Origin of the sequence: Acinetobacter rudis, from assembly GCF_000829675.1 — a bacterium.
In the GTDB taxonomy this organism is placed as follows: domain Bacteria; phylum Pseudomonadota; class Gammaproteobacteria; order Pseudomonadales; family Moraxellaceae; genus Acinetobacter; species Acinetobacter rudis.
Genome location: NZ_BBRX01000080.1, coordinates 1 through 16,372 on the forward strand (window position 1 = coordinate 1; position 16,372 = coordinate 16,372).

Sequence of the window (16,372 nt, forward strand, 5' to 3'; positions counted from 1 at the left end):
TTTTGGCTAACACCCGTCGCTTATATCCTCACCCTGAACGGTGAGGTTTTACGCTCCATTGGATAATAATGATTTCAACGCTTAGAATTCTACACTATTCAAAAATAGTGATCATTCTTTTCTGATATCAGAGGCAAGTCAATCATGGAACAGCATCTATCATCCATATCACAGCAATATTTACGTAAAATTGGCTTAAATAAAAGGTTTTCTCCAACATTAGACAGCCTAGAAGCCCTATTAGCATCACATATTAGAAGTATTGCATTTGGAAACCTGTATCAATATCTAGGCATACCAACGAATATAGATCCAGAAAATATTGCAACAAAAATGATAGATCAAAATAAAGGTGGATATTGTTTAGAGCATAATGTTTTAACTCAATATGTTTTAAGTGACCTTGGCTTTGATACTTTTAATCTTTTAGGCCGTGTTTACTATCAAAATATGCATACTGCCACGCCACCACGAACACACTTAATCACTATCGTCAGGATAGATGAGGAGTTGTTTCTTTTTGATCCAGGTTTCGGAGGACAAACACCGACTAGCGTAATTCCATTAAGTAAAATTGGAGAAAAGCAAGAAAGTCCACTTGGCATATTCCGTATTATTGATGTTCAGGATTCTGAAGTTCCTATTTCCGCATTAATCAGTATGAAATATATGCTACAAGCGCTCATTAAAGATGAATGGATAAATATTTATGCTTTTAATCCTGATCATTATGTGGCTAAATCTGATCTTCTACTTGCTCATTGGTATGTTTCAACTTCACCAAAATCAATATTTACACAAAATTTAATTTTTTCAATTATTCATCAAAACCAAAGAGTATCACTAAATAATAATATTCTTAAAATATATTCTAAAAATGGTGTAATTAAACAAAACTTGTTCAACATTAAGGATTACAAAGATATTTTCAGTCAATTTTTCCAAATCGTTTTAAGTCAAGAAGAGGTAGATTTATTATCTAAAAAATTAGGATTGCATTAAAAAATCTCTTTTTAAAAACTCCTTATACATTATCAAATATATTTCACACCCCCCTACTAATAGTTGTAGGGGTAATGATCCATATAACATAATCAATCGTATTTCAATTTAATTCAAGATATAACACATTATTTACTATTGTTGTTTCTTAAATACTAATTGCTGACCATTATTATCAAGAACCAAAGTCGTTTCGTCCACAGAAATTACTTTATATGTTAATGTATCAACACCTGATACTTTGTTACCGATGCTACGCGCGACTAAGCTCAAAGTGTTATCTTGATAACTCCATGATTGATACTGTAAAGTTTCCATGTTTATAGAACTAGCGCTTAGATCTTGATTTAACCTAAACCCTTGAAACTCAGTATCATTAATAGGATTTTTTTCCACCCAATTGCCATATAACTTTGAAATTTCATTTACATTAGCGCCCTCTGATGTCACTGTAGAATCATTCGATGACATACTAGCTTCCGATGTAGTGGCTGTCTCACTTTCAACGTTATTTTGCATTGTTGTACAAGCAGTAAAAATAAGACTTGAACCGATAAGAGTGCTGAGCATAATTGATTTTTTCATAATTCCATTTCTAGATCAAAAAATGCTTTATACATTAATAAGATTTTTTTAACCTCTCAACTTACATAACATAGCAGTATGTACAACTTAAATAACAATTCATTTAATAAGGTCTACTTGAAATCATTTGATAGCAATAATAATTTTCGAATTTTTTATTTAGGTTAATCATCCCACTTATAAAAATCATAATGATTTTAGATTAAATTTAGTTCTCATTTTCCATTAGAAATAGCATAAAAATACAAACTTTATGATCTAATCAAAGCTATTTATAAGCAGTCTAAATACAGCCTGCTGCTTCAATTACCAACACACCCTTAAACTCAAGTCTAATGCCACGACTAATCATTTAAAATTATGAAATTTACCTTTAATTTTGATATTGCAATTGTTCTTTCTATAATCACTAATATTTTTATTGGCGCGAATATTAATATCAAGATGGACATACCCGTTTCTTTAGCAATAACGCCTTTAGTGCTTTGTTTTTTAAATATCTAATTCTATATTTCATAGCAGATCAAATACTTTTTGTTTCCAAAATCTCTTGCTGCCTTTTCTTTCGCCTCTTTCGTTTCAAGTACTGGAGCGCTATAAGCTTCATTGATCATTTTTATAATCAGATCCTTAGTTTCTATTAAGTCTTCTGTGAGATCCATTATTTTGGTCAGTGGTACATCATTTTGCCTCATATACATGATGGCATGTCCGACATGATAATATTCATGGCATTCTGATGGCCTTTTACCTGCATGCACTTCTAGGCTAATCAGAAAAATTAAACTAATAATAAGTATTCTCAACCAGCTACCCTCTATCAATTTAGGACAGCATACCAATTATGCTGAATTACGCCCTCATTATTTTGATAATAAAATAACAGGGTGCTTAGATCAAAGCTACCTAATGGACTTTTTCATAAAAAACCCACTAAAGTGGGCACAGACTAAATAGATTTAAAACAGACTCGATGCTTACTATAATTCTTTTTAAAACATGTCCATGTTTTTGTATCTGATCTTTTGTCTACTTTATTAAGCTGATTACTCAAGAAGTACATATCTACTTCTGAAAGCTGATGTAAATTTTCATTCATCTCAAAGCTACACTTCTCAAGATTACAGATTTTAGACTGCTTTATACGATAGGTCTTATTAATAAAGCTCAATTCTAGATATTTACCATAAATATTCGTACCATAAGAAACAATGCAAGGGCTTATGCTCTTTTTCTCATGTGAATCAAAACACTGTCTGTATTGCGTTATATCTTCAACTGCATGTATTGTTAAGGAAAATGTGAGAGAGAAAAATAAAATGATTAACTTCATCTTGAACCATCTAATAAATTTGGCAATATTTAATATTAATACTGATTCAAATTTCAACTTTTCTTAACAATAATACCCACATTACATTAGCAGCCACATCACTATGCAATATCGTAGTTTTACTATTGGCGGCCATACAATCAGTGGATTTAACCCTATCTCACACATATAAGCCAAACAGTACATCACGACTATTAGCTTTCATATTACTCTATTGGATATGATTGAGTCGCAAAATCATATCCAATAGAGTAAATGTCCTTAGTACGACTAAATTGATATACGACCACCCCGAAGTCTTTATCTAAATCTTCAGCAATATCAGTCTGAATTGCACCAAGTAAATCCATCACACTCTCCTTAAAATCGAACTGATGATTTCTTGACGTACGGTGCTATCAGATCATTAATCGACTGCTCTAAACCTCTAATGATCACAGTACCATCTTAAAATTATTTTCTGATTCAACAGCATCTATTTTAACTTTTTTGTTTAGTATCAGATTCTTATTGGTAAGTACACCAATCATAATATTCTTGATAATCTCAGATATACATGATCAGGTCTTTCTGCACCATCTGTCTCACTCACCAATTGCTAAAATTGATCAGCTATGTCACCTACAGTTAATGCGGCCAAAGATGTTTCCAATATTTACCATAGTAGTTATGGATATATTGCCTTGGCTTATTGTTGGTGAGTTCAGTCGTTAAGTCTGCGTTCATTAAAATTTGTTTAAGTAAAGTGTATGTGCACGCATAGCACCTTGAGTCGCTTTACCAACTTTGCCGAACTGATCTGGATCATCTGTACTGATATTGGTATCTAGATCATGCCAATAATCCGCAAATCTTCCTCTAACAATCATCTCAGACCGCGAGTTAAAATTAAAAGAGTGATCTATGCTTATATCAACCAACCATCCATTACGTCTGACTGACCCTATAAATCCAGAACAAGACTTCACACAGCCTGTACTGCATTGTCCATAATCCCACAAACTGTATTTTACAGGTGTATTTTTAGTTGGCATAAACACGATATGACAGAACTGAAGAACAGTGGAAGTCAGTTATGGCCGATATTCAAAGTCTCTTATTAAAGTTTGTTTCCACCGAACTACCTCTAGCCCCTTCACTTATGCGTGACATTTAAAATACTCTAATTCTAACAACGCTTGATGCACTCAAAATTAATGGATATAAATGTAACCGTACTGAGTTTGCTTAGTGCAGCATTCACAATTAACTTAATTTTAAGCCATACCAGAAGGTTTTATTTAATTGCCGAAATAGCCAACAAGCAAGTTATACCAAGCTTTTTATGATGTATTTATGTTTGCTAATGCTGGAAATACTGCTCAATGCTTCAAAACCGGATACCAGGCTATGATCGAAGTTGCCGAGGTAGAATAGATATCAAGTTTAGATCAAACAACCATTGAGGAAAAAGCAGCCGAAGCTATGATTTGATGGCTGTTTTATTTTGGCTTCATTACAGCATTTAATTTTTCAATTTTAGATAAAGCTTTTAAACTTGGATTTTTCTCCAACTCCAAAGCTATAGCGTCTTCAAGATAATCTTGATGTCGGGTTACTTTTTTAAATGATCGCTGATATATCGTTTGTTTTGCGGCAGCATCAAACACCACATTCTCAATTTTAGTCATTGCATCTTTTAGATCATCAAATGAGACTTGAATATAACCATCCGTTACATCCTCAGAGGATATTTCTGTTGTGTGGTCTATAAGGCTCTTGATTGTGCACAAACCGATGTTGATACTATTCGCCAAACTTAAAAATGTTCTCCTTAAATCGTGGAATGTAAATTCAATTCCAGATATTTCCGCCACCTTTAATCTCGCCTTGCTTCGATTAGTTATATGACCATTACCCTGCTTTGCTTGAAACACATAAGGTTTTAACCCTGATCGGTCAAATCTAGCTTTTAAAAGATGCAGTAATATTGGTCCAACAGGTAAGGTCTGTGGATCACCACTTTTTGGGTCTATAGATGTTATTGTTCCATATTTCAGATCAACATCCTTCCATTCTACACACTCGGCTTCTTCTCTACGAAATCCTGTTAATAGAATAAAAAGCATAAAATCCTGATTCGTATAAGCATTATGGTTATAGTATTGCTGACCTACCCACTCAGTTGACAATACTGTATTGATCCAATTCTTGAGTTGATCTTTACAAATGTATCCGTTTCTACATCGTACCTTATTCCATAACTTTTTAGCATTTAGAGTATTAACAGGATTGAATACATCAATAATATTTCGATCTTCTAAATCAAGATAATATTCAGTTGAAAAGTTAAATAAAGCACGTAAAAAACGCATTGCAAGATTAGCCCTTGCTTTTGATCTGATGGTTAATAGTGCATGTTTGTCTTGAACCATCTTACAAGTAATGTCGATTAATCTAGTCTCTTTCCAATCTCCAAGATAATCGTTCATACACTGATTGTAATCACGTAAAGTTTTTTCACTTAATTGACGTTCAGATTTGTATGCGTGGTAGGCGTCATTAAGTGTAGGTTGACTTGTAGCTAATTCAGTTTTCTCATCTATTTTAAATTTTTTTTCTTTTTTCAAGTGGTTTGGGTTTACGCCAGTAGCCATTTGAGCAAGTAAAACTTGAGCCTTTTGCCTTGCTTGCGCTATGGTAATGTCCCCATGTTTACCAATTGTTACCCTAACAGAGGATGTACCTGATCCTAACCTCCGCTCAACTATATATACCTTGGATGATGTTACACGTAATGCAAAGCCAAGAAGCTCCGAATCCCTGTAGAATACTTGCTTATCGGGAGAAATGGGTAAAGAATCGACAAATGTCTTGGTTAGCTTTGTTTTTTGACTAGACATAATATAGAATGCGATACGTTATCGAAGCTGTACAATAACATGCAATAAACTGTAGTGCCTACAAAACGCCTACAAATATAATTATTGCAATTAAAATTTTTATTGTGTAGAATCGAACACCATTGAAAGCATTGATTTTAAATGCATTTAATTAATAGGGCCTATAGCTCAGTTGGTTAGAGCAGCGGACTCATAATTCTAAGATTTATTAAAAAATACAACAATTTCTCGCAATATATCACCATACCCCACAAACTATTCATCAATATATCAACTACTTATATGCATTATTGCAATATCACGCAATACGTGGATAGCTGATGCAATATTTCTATAGTCTACTCATGGTCTACCACGAGTAGACTCCTGTAACCCCTCTATCATCATATTAAATAATTGGTTATCTCAATACTTTAAACATACTGGATCGAACTTCACGCTCTACCAAAACATCATATTTACCCAAGTATTTTCAATGTAATTTGTATAACTCCAGCATTAATAATATCAATGAAAAATGCACCACATAATGGAATAAGAAGAAAGGCTTTGTGTGATGGTCCATATGTATTTGTTACGGCTTGAATATTAGCTATAGCTGTAGGTGTTGCTCCCATTCCAAATCCACAATGCCCTGCTGATAAAACTGCTGCATCATAATTTTTTCCCATCACTCTAAATGTTATGAAAATCGTATAAAGTGCTAGTACAAATGTTTGCACAAGCAAAATTAGCAACAACGAACCTGCTAAATCAGATAATAGCCAAAGTTGAAGCGATAGAAGTGCCATAGCAAGATATAAAGATAGAGACGCATTCCCAAAAACATCAATAGCACGATCAAAAATATCAATTTTTAATACTAATTCTAGAATATTCCGAACAATAACACCGCTTGCAAGAGCCCAAACGAAAGTTGGCAATTCAAACCAATAACCTTTACTAAGCCATGTCATAAAATTTGCCATATATATACATGTAGCAAATATTCCTAATGTTGTTACAGCATTTTTAGCAGTAATTAGTCTCGTTTTATGAGGGTATTCAAATGCAGTAATTACTGCATTAGATGAAATATCATCATTCTGATCTTTATCTTGCTTAGACTCAGTGGCTAAATTATTCCTACGTATTAAGTAATTTGCTACTGGGCCACCAATAACCCCACCAATAATTAAACCAAATGTAGCACTCGCCATTCCTAAAACAATAGCACCTTTTATTGCATATTCTTGTTCTAAAATAGCGCCCCATGCTCCTGCTGTACCATGTCCACCAGTTAAAGTTATAGAGCCTGTTACTAATCCAATAAGAGGATCAAGTCCTAAAACCTTAGCTAAACTTACACCTACAAGATTCTGTACAATCACATAACCTGAGATACAGACTAAAAATGTTAAAAGTGCGCGACCACCCTGCTTTAACTTTATTAAGCTAGCACTTAACCCAATAGATGTAAAAAACATTAACATTAATGTCTTTTGTATATCCGCATCAAATTTGAGACTTAAGTCAAAAAATTTAAATAAAATATAAGAGAAAAGTGCAGCAATTATTCCACCTGCTACAGGTTCAGGAATATTATAGTTCCTTAGAATAGGAATTTTTTGTATTAATACCCTTCCTATGAAAAGTACCAAAACTGCAATAACTAAAGTTCCAAAAGCATCTATTTCAAAATTCATTTTAATTTCTTTATTTATCAAGTTATATTTGTCGATAGACGTTGCTTAAATTTTTGCTGCATTAGATATTGCTATCAAAACTTAAGCTTATCCAATTAATATTGTGATTCATCAATAATTTATAGAATAAATAACGAATCTGTTAATCTTTTTAAATACTATTGAGCTCAGTTGTAAAAATATAACATAGTTTTTATTCACTCAAGTCTTACTATCAAATGATAAGTTAAAAAAAAATTTAAATAATAATATTTATCAACCACTTAGTTGTTTAAATATTTAAAAACATGCATGACATACTTAATTTCATAAACACGAATTTATCGTATCTTTTATTTTTTATTTCATCAACAAACATGAATTGAACTTAAAACTTAAATAGTGTAGAAATACTTGTTATTAACAAGTTGAATCTGCCCCATAGGGATTCATTATAAAATTTAACTTTATAAAACCAATAGGATAATCAATGATGAAAAAAATTCTACTTTCTCTATTAGTTGTTGCACCAATAACATCTTATGCTCAATCACAGCCTAAAAATATTGACAAAGAGGAAATTATTTACATGGATATTGCAGCAAAAACAAAAAGTTGCGATGCTGGTGTTATGCGGAAACAGTGTTTACAAGTTAAAACTTTTAACTTCAACTCTAAAGGAAAAAAAATCTATAAAAACTCAAAATGGGAATACTTTTACTCTGATATTAATGGATATTCACATATTGAAGGTAAACCAGTAACTCTTAAAGTTAAGGCAATACATCTTCCTAATGATCCACGCATTGCTGATAGATCAAATATAAACTATGAATTTATTCAAAAACTATAATTTAATAAGATTGTATTTAGACCTATGTTTGTAAATTTAAAAAGGACTCAAATTTGAGTCCTTTTTATTTTCAGATCATTTATAAGCTTGGATTGATTTTAAAATTTCTATTCTAGCAGCTTCCAACTCTCCCCAACCATTAAACTTCATCCATTTACCTTGCTCTAAATCTTTATAATGTTCAAAAAAATGTTTCATTTGATTTAATTGAAGCTCAGGAAGATCATCTATCTCTTTAATATCATTATACAAAGGTGTTAATTTGGGATGGGGAACTGCAATAATCTTTGCATCAATACCAGCTTCGTCTTCCATATACATCACACCAATGGGGCGGCTACGAATCACAGAACCTACAGCCACAGAATGTGGAGCAATTACGAATATATCTAATGGATCGCCATCTTCGCTGAGTGTTTGAGGTATATAGCCGTAATTAGAAGGATAAGACATAGCTGTCGTTAAGAAACGATCAACCAATAACTCATCATATTCTTTATTCACTTCATATTTAACAGGTTTTGAGTTAGCAGGAATTTCAATGATGCTATATAAATCATCTGGAGGATTAATGCCAGCAATTACTTTTTTAAAACTCATGTTCTTATCCTTTAATATTTCAATGTTAATGGTTGTTGATCAGTTGGTAACTGAATATTCCAAGTAAAGTAAAGATTAGAGATCCAATAACATGAATGACTATTGTTAATAAAGCATACTCAATTTTTGAAGCCTGTAACATTCCAACGACCTCAATTGAGAATGTTGAGAAAGTAGTTAGAGCACCGCAAAAGCCTGTTATAACGAATAATTTATAATTCGAATCTAAGGGGATATTTGAAAAAAATGATACAGCTAACCCTATGATAAAAGCACCTATCAAGTTAACTAATACGGTTCCAAAAGGAATATTTTCAAATAAAGTGTTAAATTTAATACTTATAGCCCAACGAATCCAAGCACCAATTACGGAACCAAGAGCAATCGATATAAGAGGGAGATACATTATTTCCCCTTATAATCATTTATAAAAGGGGGGGTATAGATAAAAAACATATAGCAGCTCCAATTTTTTATAAAAACAGAGCGCAAACCTACGCACCCTGCTTAAGAGGGAAACGTAGGCATCATCAGCCAGAATTGGCGGTTTGTTTAAGGAGGATTACCATCTCCTTTGTTAATAGAATTTTAAAACTTTTTAAGCAAAAATCAATAATTTTATATTTTATTAATTATTGATAATTGCTTTAAGTTAAAATTGGTAACTTAATGAGCCAGTAATTTGACGACCTGTACCCCAGGTATTACTTGTATTCACCTTATACTCCTCATCTAAAAGATTATTCACATTTAAACCTAGACTTAAATCTGGCCTAACTTCATATCTTCCCATTAGGCTTACTAAGGCATAGGATGGTTGGCGATTATATTCCGCCACAATACCTTTGGCTCCTGCATCGTAAATTTTACTTTGCCAGTTAACACCTCCACCTAAAGTCCATTTATTCCATTGGTATGTTGTAAATATTTTTATGTTATGTTCAGGCAAGTCTGTTTTAAGTGGTTCGCCATCTTTATTTTTTGCATCAATATAACTATATCCTGCTTGTATATTCCAATTTGGTAATAACTCACCAGCTAGACTAATATCTACTCCTTTAATTTCCGCGCCATTAGTGGTGGTATATGCTTGTTTACCATTAGGATTAATAATCGTACCATCTTTGACTGCAAAGTTATCCTGTTTCATTTGATAATATGCAGCACTAGTATTCAAACGTCCGTCAAAATAGTTAGCTTTTATACCAACCTCGAAGCTATTACCTTCTTCAGGATCTAAGTAGTTCCCCATACTGTCTTCATTACTTGATGGGTTAAATATAGAGGTATAACTTGTATATGCTGAATACCTTTCATTTATATCGTAGACCAAACCGATATACGGTGTGAAAATCCCATTCTGCTTTTGCTGATTGTTGGTGACTTTACGCTCCCATTGACTCACACGACTCCCAAGTAATAATTTTAAAGGATCTAGCAAATTCAAATCCAAGGCTAAAAAACCACCATATTGTTGCTCATCATTAATATTACGTCCCACTTCTGGCATATCTGGGCGAGCTAACTTCCCATCCCAACCATCAATCTGTACAGCGCTGAAGTAACGATTATATTTAGGATCATCAGATTTAATACGATAACCATTTAGACCTATACTTAATTGGTGTTGACGTCCTAAGAAATTAAAATTCCCATTACCATAAAGATCTAGTGAATGCACATCAGGTGAATTACGTATTCTTCCACTCGTAACAGCCATTTGACCTGCATGAAGAGTTAAATCTTTATTTACAACGTAATCACCCTTATAAGTAATACCACCGGACCCAGCGACACCGTAGACACGATCATTGTCAGCATGAGTAAAACTATAATTAGCGACCCCCTTCCAACCATTCTGGAATTGGTGCTCTAATCCAAGAAATATATTAAGTTTATCTGTATCACTGTAGGTCCATTCTGCTGCTGGATTATCATTAGGGCCGAAATGCACTTGTTGACGATTGGATTCATGAGAAACAAACGGAAAACCGTGTGGTGTGGCTTGGTCTAGACGAATTTGCTGCAAACTTAGCGCTGTACTCAATATAGTATTTTGATCAAGATCAAAATCCAGTGCCCCATAGAACAATGCATTACGTCTATCAAAACGGTCTTGCTGACTTCCACCTTGGTCATATACTCCAATAGCACGCCCACGAATAGAACCATCATCGCTTAAGGCACCACTAATATCGACTTGACTTCGATAATTATCCCATGAACCTGCTTGCAACTTAATCGAACCTGTTAGTTCTTCTGTAGGTCGTTTACGCACATAGTTTATACTTGCACTTGGCTGCCCTGAACCATTTGTCAGACCATTAGATCCTTTAATGACTTCAACACGCTCATAAATTGCAGAGTCTTCAATACCTAGCATATCTGAACCACCAAACGAAGCAGATGTAGTCGGGATTCCATCACGTTGGATATTTTGAATTGCAAATCCACGACTATAATACGTTGTATAGCCAGCGCCTAATTGCCCGTATCGTATAACATTTACACCAGGGACCTGTGTCAGAATATCATCAGTAGAATTCAGGTTTTGTTCTTCGATTTGTTGACTAGTCACAGCATATACACTTTGTGGTGTATGCCTAACATCTAGATCCAATTTGTTTGTGGCTGTAGTTTTACCAATAGTATAACCAATGTTATCACTTCGATTAGCATGTAATTCAATTGTTGGCAGAACTACAGCATCTGTATCAGCATAAAGTCCACTATTTAAACTACAAAGAGTAATGCTTGCTAGCATTCGTGTTAGTTGAGATGTTTTAAAAATCATTTTATCAAAATCAGTAGATAGCCTGTAAATAAAATGATAACAGTTATCATTATCAAAATACATTTACTTTACTCAATCAACCAACATCAATTGAGTGTCCTTCAACTATTTAAACCTGCGCTCGATATTCAGCGGCTAAATATCTAAGAACATCTGAGTTATTTTTGAAATACTTGATGATGTTTTCTTTGGGGTTAATGGACATACGACTTTTTATAAATTTAAACTCAAAAAAATGTAAAGCGACCTTTACATATAAAGCAAAATAAACTACTTTATGTAAAGTTTCCTTGACAACTATGCAATATGAAAAATTTCAGATACCTGTTAGAAATAAGTCTAAGTTTAGTACTCTATTTGATAGTACTTACATTCTCCTTAAATTATCTAAAAAAAGATAACCTTGATCACACAGTACAAATTATAATTTGTTTATTACCCGTGTTACCTTGCATATTTACTGTTATGAGCGTCATCAGGCTTATCAACCGATTAGATGAATTGCAGCGCCAAATTCAGTTAAATGCACTTGCTTTTGCCTTCACAGGAACAGCCTTAGCTACTTTTAGTTATGGTTTTTTAGAAAATATTGGCTTCCCCCACTTCCCTATATTTATGATATGGCCGATCATGGCAACTTTGTGGGGTATGGGTGTTGCGTTTGGAATTTGGCGATATAGATGAACAATATTATTTCTGAGTTAAGAGGCAAACAAGGATGGTCTCAACAGCAACTTGCTGAACTATTAAGTGTTTCCCGCCAAACTGTGAATGCTATTGAGAAAGGACGTTACGACCCAAGTCTCCCCTTGGCATTTAAGCTTTCAAAAGTTTTTAATTTATCTATTGAAGCTATTTTTCAAGATGATTCAGATTAAATTATCTACTTCAAGCCTTTGATTATATGGATATAACTCAATATCCAACTGACAGAATGCCCTGACATAAGGGCTTTCACAATAGCATCATGTTTTGTTTGACATTCATTGTATCAAACGACCATATAATTAGAGCGCTACCCTGTCCTGATTCCAATTGCTGTAGATCAGGACAAGGGATGCGTAGATTAGCTGGTATTTTTGTCGATGAGATTGTTGATTTCCTTAAATTTTAATTTTTACCTTCTCTATTGAAGTAAAGATGATTGGTTATTGAGTAAATAGCTTGGTGTGATTCATAACGTATTAAATTTCTTTCAAAACTAAAACCTGCCCTCTTCAACAACTTGACTGATGATTTATTTTTAGTTTGGGTTTCAGCTATCAATTTTTGAAGCTTAATTTCATTAAATGCATAAGATAAAACCAAACTAAGCGCTTCAGTGGCATATCCTTTACCCATAAATTCTGGAAGCAATTCATACGAAACTTCGATATCTAAACCATCATGATGATTATCTAAAGAGATTGTACCAACAAAATCGTGACTCTCAGTCACTCTTATAGCCCATACAGGTAAATCTTGTAATTTTTTAACATCCTCTAAAGCACGTAACTCAGCAACAGAGCCTGATAAAGGGCCACCCAAATATTTACGAGTTACGGGGTCGGTATAAACTCTAACCAAACTAGGTACATCAGCTAACAGTAAATCAGTCAAATAACATTTTTTCATATATTTTGATATAACCCTGTGCTCTAAAGCCCACATAATACACAAAACCCATTCACTAGACTGAGCATTCATTACTCCGGCCACCCTTCACTCAATAGCCTGACATCAACTGTGTGTCCATCAGCCGCTTCTGCCATCGTTCGATATTTAGCGATGCACTCTTTGAGTATGTCTGAGCTGGTATTGGTGTACTTAATGATGGTTTCTTTGGGAACTGTGGACATACGGCTTTTGGCTGTATCGAGTTGCTTTGACAGGCGATCAGCAGCGGACTGAGCACGAGTAGCATCAGCCATGACTTGTTTGATTTTAACATTATAGTTTTGCTCCGCTTTTAACAGTTGTTCAGACCATTGTTTTTCTTTCGATGCAGCTTCAGCTTTGGCCTTTTCAGTTAAGGCTTGAGAGACAGCTAATTCAGTTTTATGTTTAGCCTCTGCCTTAATCAGCTCACCACCCAAATGATTGGTATAAGCCAATTGCCCTAAGCAGATAAAAGAAAGGACCGCAATTGCGATCCAGTATTTGTATTTCCAGATGAGGTATAGGTTCACTTCCCACCCCACTTTTTATAAGCATTAGCCAGCTTCACATCGTATTGATTTTTTGCATATGCTGGGCCGTTATAACCACGTGCAAAGGCTTTCCAATCTTTGTTTTGCAAGGCTTTGACCAGATTATTTACTTTGATATAGCGACACATTGCATCAAGTTGTGATGCTTCATCTCGATACATGGCATTAATGAAATTCTGTAAATTTGGATAACCTAAAGACTTCCAGTGATAGCCCATCACCTGACCCAATCCCCATGAAGCAGATTCAAGTGCAGAATCTCGATGATATTGAGTTGCTGCATTTAAACGCCCATGTTGAGCAGAATATAAACCATATCCACCAGCAGCCTTATTGCATAGATCTGGTCGCTCACGCATGGCCTTTTCAGCAGCTTGCGCTTTGTTATTTGCAATTAAACGCTGACGAAAAACGTGACGTTCAAAAAGAATAACTGGCGTTTGGTCGCTATTGAAGCCACTACCCTTACATTCAACCTCAATCACGGCTCGAAGTGCTGGCACAGAGATACTCAATGATGCAGCTTGTTTTTCAATTTGTTCAGTTGTTAATTTCTTAGACACTACTTTTCTCCAGACAAAATAAAACCGCCATAAAAGGCGGCATTCAACTTTTTTAAACTATTCATCTTTGACTTTCTTTATCTCTCTCACTACCTCAACAATGGTTTTACCCTCTTGACGATTTATGAAGTTAAAAGTCCAACGTACAATTGCCCATCCTGGTAAACCACAGACGAAAAAAAAGCCCCCGAGGGCAATCATTCCCCAAATGTCTGTTACCCATTCATGTAGACCCCAACGGACAATAATGAACGATCCACCTGCAAGGCTAGAGACGACTGTACAAATCAGGCCAACCGCCCATTCCTGTGGTGAGCGTGGAAAGCGCATCATGATGACAACTGTTGCTACGGCTGCAATTGCCAAAGTTACAGCAATTGCAGCCCCATAGAATTTTAAAAAGGCAGTTAAACTGCCTGTAGAAACTGGTTCCATTGGTTTTCCCAAATTTTAGACATAAAAAAACCGCTTTCGCGGGTCATATTTTCCGGTTATTTAATTAACCATTCATTTTGTCATGCAATTCATTTTCATAATCACGCATTTCTTTGTAACGCACTGGATCATATGTACTACAAGCTTGAATCAACAAAGCACATAAAATTACTAAATTAAGTTTTTTCAACTTTAAATTCCTTCTTTGTCTCGCTATTTACTATTGATGATTTTTTAGCATCAAAATAATCACCTTGTTCAAAAAAATAAATACCATCCACATCAATATAATTGCAGGGTCTTACAGTATTTAACTCAATCATCTCTGAGCTACCACTCAATACAGAACCTATTGACATATCTTGATTAATAAAAACTCGCTTCACTATTTTTTAACCTCCATTAAAGCTATAGAAGCAGGTCCTGTCACAGTAAAACCACTTGCAACGATGTCTACTCTATATCTATGTATTCCAGCAATTGGCTGATCAACAACCATTGGAAGCTCGCAAGTATAACTATAGAAATAATAGAGATATGTGCTCTCACCACTATAATCGTTAAACTGTCCAGTATGACTAAGCCAATAATTTCTAATTAAAATATCATCTCGATACAACCTCACGCTTAGAGATGGGCCATTAGACTGAGCCACGGGCCCAGATGAAACCTCAATGCCGATATTGCATCGTACCGGACCTCCACTTGTCTCAATGATAAGATCACCTGAGTTTTCAGATGCAACACTAACAGTTACGGCATTATCTTTGATCTTAAGTGTATCAACTGATAAATCTTTAATATGACCAGACTCAACAGAAAGTTTTTTAATCTTACTGCTATCAACGGCCTCTCTCTCAATATTAGCGGATTTAACTTTAAGTGATCCAAAGCTCGCAGTAATTGCACTAAGATCGTCAACCCAAAGTTTTGATGCATCAATTCGTCCAAAATAACCATTAGACACATACAGACCAGGAGGAATAATAGTGCCATTAGGTAATGTATCCGCCTTTGTTTGTAAGGACATGAGCGGCTTAGGTTGAATACCATCAACTCCAACTGGCGCCCCAAAATGAACTGCATCGTAGTTAAAGATCATGGTGCCTGTTTTGCCATCGTTCATCGAACCATGACCAACAATATGACCATTCACATCAAACTTCATATATTGCTGAGCATAAACGCCATCAATCGATTGCTGCTGTTTCTCAATCGAGGCCCTGTTTTCACCAACAGTCGTCTGCATAGTTTCTGTGGCCTTGATCGCAGCATGTGCCGTTGTTGCTGTTGCTTCGATCTCAGACTTCAATACAGCATTGTTTTGCTGCATCTCTACAGAGACTTGATCAATGCGTTTAGCTTGAGCCATGTCGCCTTCAATACGTGCAGACTGCTCAGACCAAACACCAGCATATTTACCAGCATCACCTGCCATCTCATCAACAGCGCCAGCCATACTCGGATTGACT

Annotated in this window: 19 protein-coding genes, 1 pseudogene and 1 riboswitch; of the genes and pseudogenes, 4 read left to right on the forward strand and 16 right to left on the reverse strand. The window is 34.7% G+C overall.

Features of this window, described 5'->3' with window-relative positions; translation table 11 throughout:
- Nucleotides 1–144 precede the first annotated feature (144 nt).
- A complete protein-coding gene (locus tag Aru01_RS15930; RefSeq protein WP_016656539.1) occupies nt 145–1,002 on the forward strand; it encodes an arylamine N-acetyltransferase family protein in 858 nt (285 codons plus the stop codon).
- A 135-nt stretch (nt 1,003–1,137) separates the two neighbouring features.
- Here Aru01_RS15930 and Aru01_RS15935 read toward each other — a convergent pair whose 3' ends face one another.
- From Aru01_RS15935 to gltS, 6 genes are all read right to left on the reverse strand, one after another.
- On the reverse strand, nt 1,138–1,587 hold the full coding sequence (locus Aru01_RS15935; protein ID WP_016656540.1) for a lipocalin-like domain-containing protein: 450 nt from the start codon (nt 1,585–1,587) through the stop codon (nt 1,138–1,140).
- 506 nt (nt 1,588–2,093) lie between these two features.
- Nucleotides 2,094–2,393, reverse strand: a complete 300-nt coding sequence (locus tag Aru01_RS15940; protein WP_016656541.1) for a hypothetical protein — start codon at nt 2,391–2,393, stop codon at nt 2,094–2,096.
- Between the two features lie 733 nt (nt 2,394–3,126).
- Nucleotides 3,127–3,270: a hypothetical protein gene (locus tag Aru01_RS15945; RefSeq protein WP_016656543.1), complete on the reverse strand. Its 144-nt coding sequence runs from the start codon at nt 3,268–3,270 to the stop codon at nt 3,127–3,129.
- Nucleotides 3,271–3,645: 375 nt separating this feature from the next.
- Nucleotides 3,646–3,789, reverse strand: coding sequence for a hypothetical protein (locus Aru01_RS15950; RefSeq protein ID WP_016656544.1), 144 nt, complete (start codon nt 3,787–3,789; stop codon nt 3,646–3,648).
- A 612-nt stretch (nt 3,790–4,401) separates the two neighbouring features.
- Nucleotides 4,402–5,802: a site-specific integrase gene (locus tag Aru01_RS15955; protein ID WP_016656545.1), complete on the reverse strand. Its 1,401-nt coding sequence runs from the start codon at nt 5,800–5,802 to the stop codon at nt 4,402–4,404.
- A 458-nt stretch (nt 5,803–6,260) separates the two neighbouring features.
- Nucleotides 6,261–7,487, reverse strand: a complete 1,227-nt coding sequence (gltS, locus tag Aru01_RS15960; protein ID WP_016656546.1) for a sodium/glutamate symporter — start codon at nt 7,485–7,487, stop codon at nt 6,261–6,263.
- Nucleotides 7,488–7,956: 469 nt separating this feature from the next.
- Between gltS and Aru01_RS15965 the strand changes: the two genes are divergently transcribed.
- Nucleotides 7,957–8,319: a DUF4377 domain-containing protein gene (locus Aru01_RS15965; RefSeq protein ID WP_016656547.1), complete on the forward strand. Its 363-nt coding sequence runs from the start codon at nt 7,957–7,959 to the stop codon at nt 8,317–8,319.
- A gap of 75 nt (nt 8,320–8,394) precedes the next feature.
- On the opposite strand, the gene ppa is transcribed toward Aru01_RS15965, so the two are convergent.
- The 3 genes from ppa to Aru01_RS15980 form a co-directional block, all read right to left on the reverse strand.
- On the reverse strand, nt 8,395–8,919 hold the full coding sequence (ppa, locus tag Aru01_RS15970; protein ID WP_016656548.1) for an inorganic diphosphatase: 525 nt from the start codon (nt 8,917–8,919) through the stop codon (nt 8,395–8,397).
- 25 nt (nt 8,920–8,944) lie between these two features.
- Complete coding sequence (gene crcB / locus Aru01_RS15975) at nt 8,945–9,325, reverse strand: fluoride efflux transporter CrcB (RefSeq protein ID WP_016656549.1); 381 nt, start codon at nt 9,323–9,325, stop codon at nt 8,945–8,947.
- Nucleotides 9,326–9,433: 108 nt separating this feature from the next.
- Nucleotides 9,434–9,501: riboswitch (Fluoride riboswitch) on the reverse strand.
- Between the two features lie 70 nt (nt 9,502–9,571).
- The gene (locus Aru01_RS15980; protein WP_040331316.1) at nt 9,572–11,713 is read right to left on the reverse strand and encodes a TonB-dependent siderophore receptor; all 2,142 of its coding nucleotides are present in this window, start codon (nt 11,711–11,713) and stop codon (nt 9,572–9,574) included.
- Between the two features lie 465 nt (nt 11,714–12,178).
- Here Aru01_RS15980 and Aru01_RS18715 point away from each other — a divergent pair, with 465 nt between their 5' ends.
- Nucleotides 12,179–12,397 carry a hypothetical protein gene (locus tag Aru01_RS18715; protein WP_228128741.1) on the forward strand — a complete coding sequence of 73 codons (219 nt, stop codon included), beginning with the start codon at nt 12,179–12,181 and terminating at the stop codon, nt 12,395–12,397.
- Nucleotides 12,394–12,591, forward strand: a complete 198-nt coding sequence (locus Aru01_RS15990) for a helix-turn-helix transcriptional regulator (protein WP_016656552.1) — start codon at nt 12,394–12,396, stop codon at nt 12,589–12,591. The genes Aru01_RS18715 and Aru01_RS15990 overlap by 4 nt, the downstream gene beginning before the upstream one ends.
- Nucleotides 12,592–12,823: 232 nt before the next feature.
- Here Aru01_RS15990 and Aru01_RS15995 read toward each other — a convergent pair whose 3' ends face one another.
- The 7 genes and pseudogenes from Aru01_RS15995 to Aru01_RS18375 form a co-directional block, all read right to left on the reverse strand.
- Entirely contained in the window at nt 12,824–13,399 is a 576-nt protein-coding gene (locus Aru01_RS15995; protein ID WP_016656553.1) for a GNAT family N-acetyltransferase, read from the reverse strand.
- The gene (locus tag Aru01_RS16000) at nt 13,399–13,881 is read right to left on the reverse strand and encodes a hypothetical protein (protein ID WP_016656554.1); all 483 of its coding nucleotides are present in this window, start codon (nt 13,879–13,881) and stop codon (nt 13,399–13,401) included. The genes Aru01_RS15995 and Aru01_RS16000 overlap by 1 nt, the downstream gene beginning before the upstream one ends.
- Nucleotides 13,878–14,465 (reverse strand): N-acetylmuramidase family protein, encoded by a 588-nt coding sequence (locus tag Aru01_RS16005; protein WP_016656555.1) that lies wholly within the window; start codon nt 14,463–14,465, stop codon nt 13,878–13,880. Before Aru01_RS16005 ends, Aru01_RS16000 begins: the two co-directional genes overlap by 4 nt.
- Before the next feature lie 57 nt (nt 14,466–14,522).
- Nucleotides 14,523–14,900 (reverse strand): hypothetical protein, encoded by a 378-nt coding sequence (locus Aru01_RS16010; RefSeq protein WP_016656556.1) that lies wholly within the window; start codon nt 14,898–14,900, stop codon nt 14,523–14,525.
- A gap of 64 nt (nt 14,901–14,964) precedes the next feature.
- Nucleotides 14,965–15,090, reverse strand: coding sequence for a hypothetical protein (locus Aru01_RS18720; protein WP_255209870.1), 126 nt, complete (start codon nt 15,088–15,090; stop codon nt 14,965–14,967).
- Entirely contained in the window at nt 15,077–15,286 is a 210-nt protein-coding gene (locus Aru01_RS16015) for a hypothetical protein (protein ID WP_016656557.1), read from the reverse strand. The genes Aru01_RS18720 and Aru01_RS16015 overlap by 14 nt, the downstream gene beginning before the upstream one ends.
- Nucleotides 15,286–16,372, reverse strand: a pseudogene (locus Aru01_RS18375) (hypothetical protein); the annotation flags it as partial. The pseudogene Aru01_RS18375 and the gene Aru01_RS16015, both read right to left, overlap by 1 nt.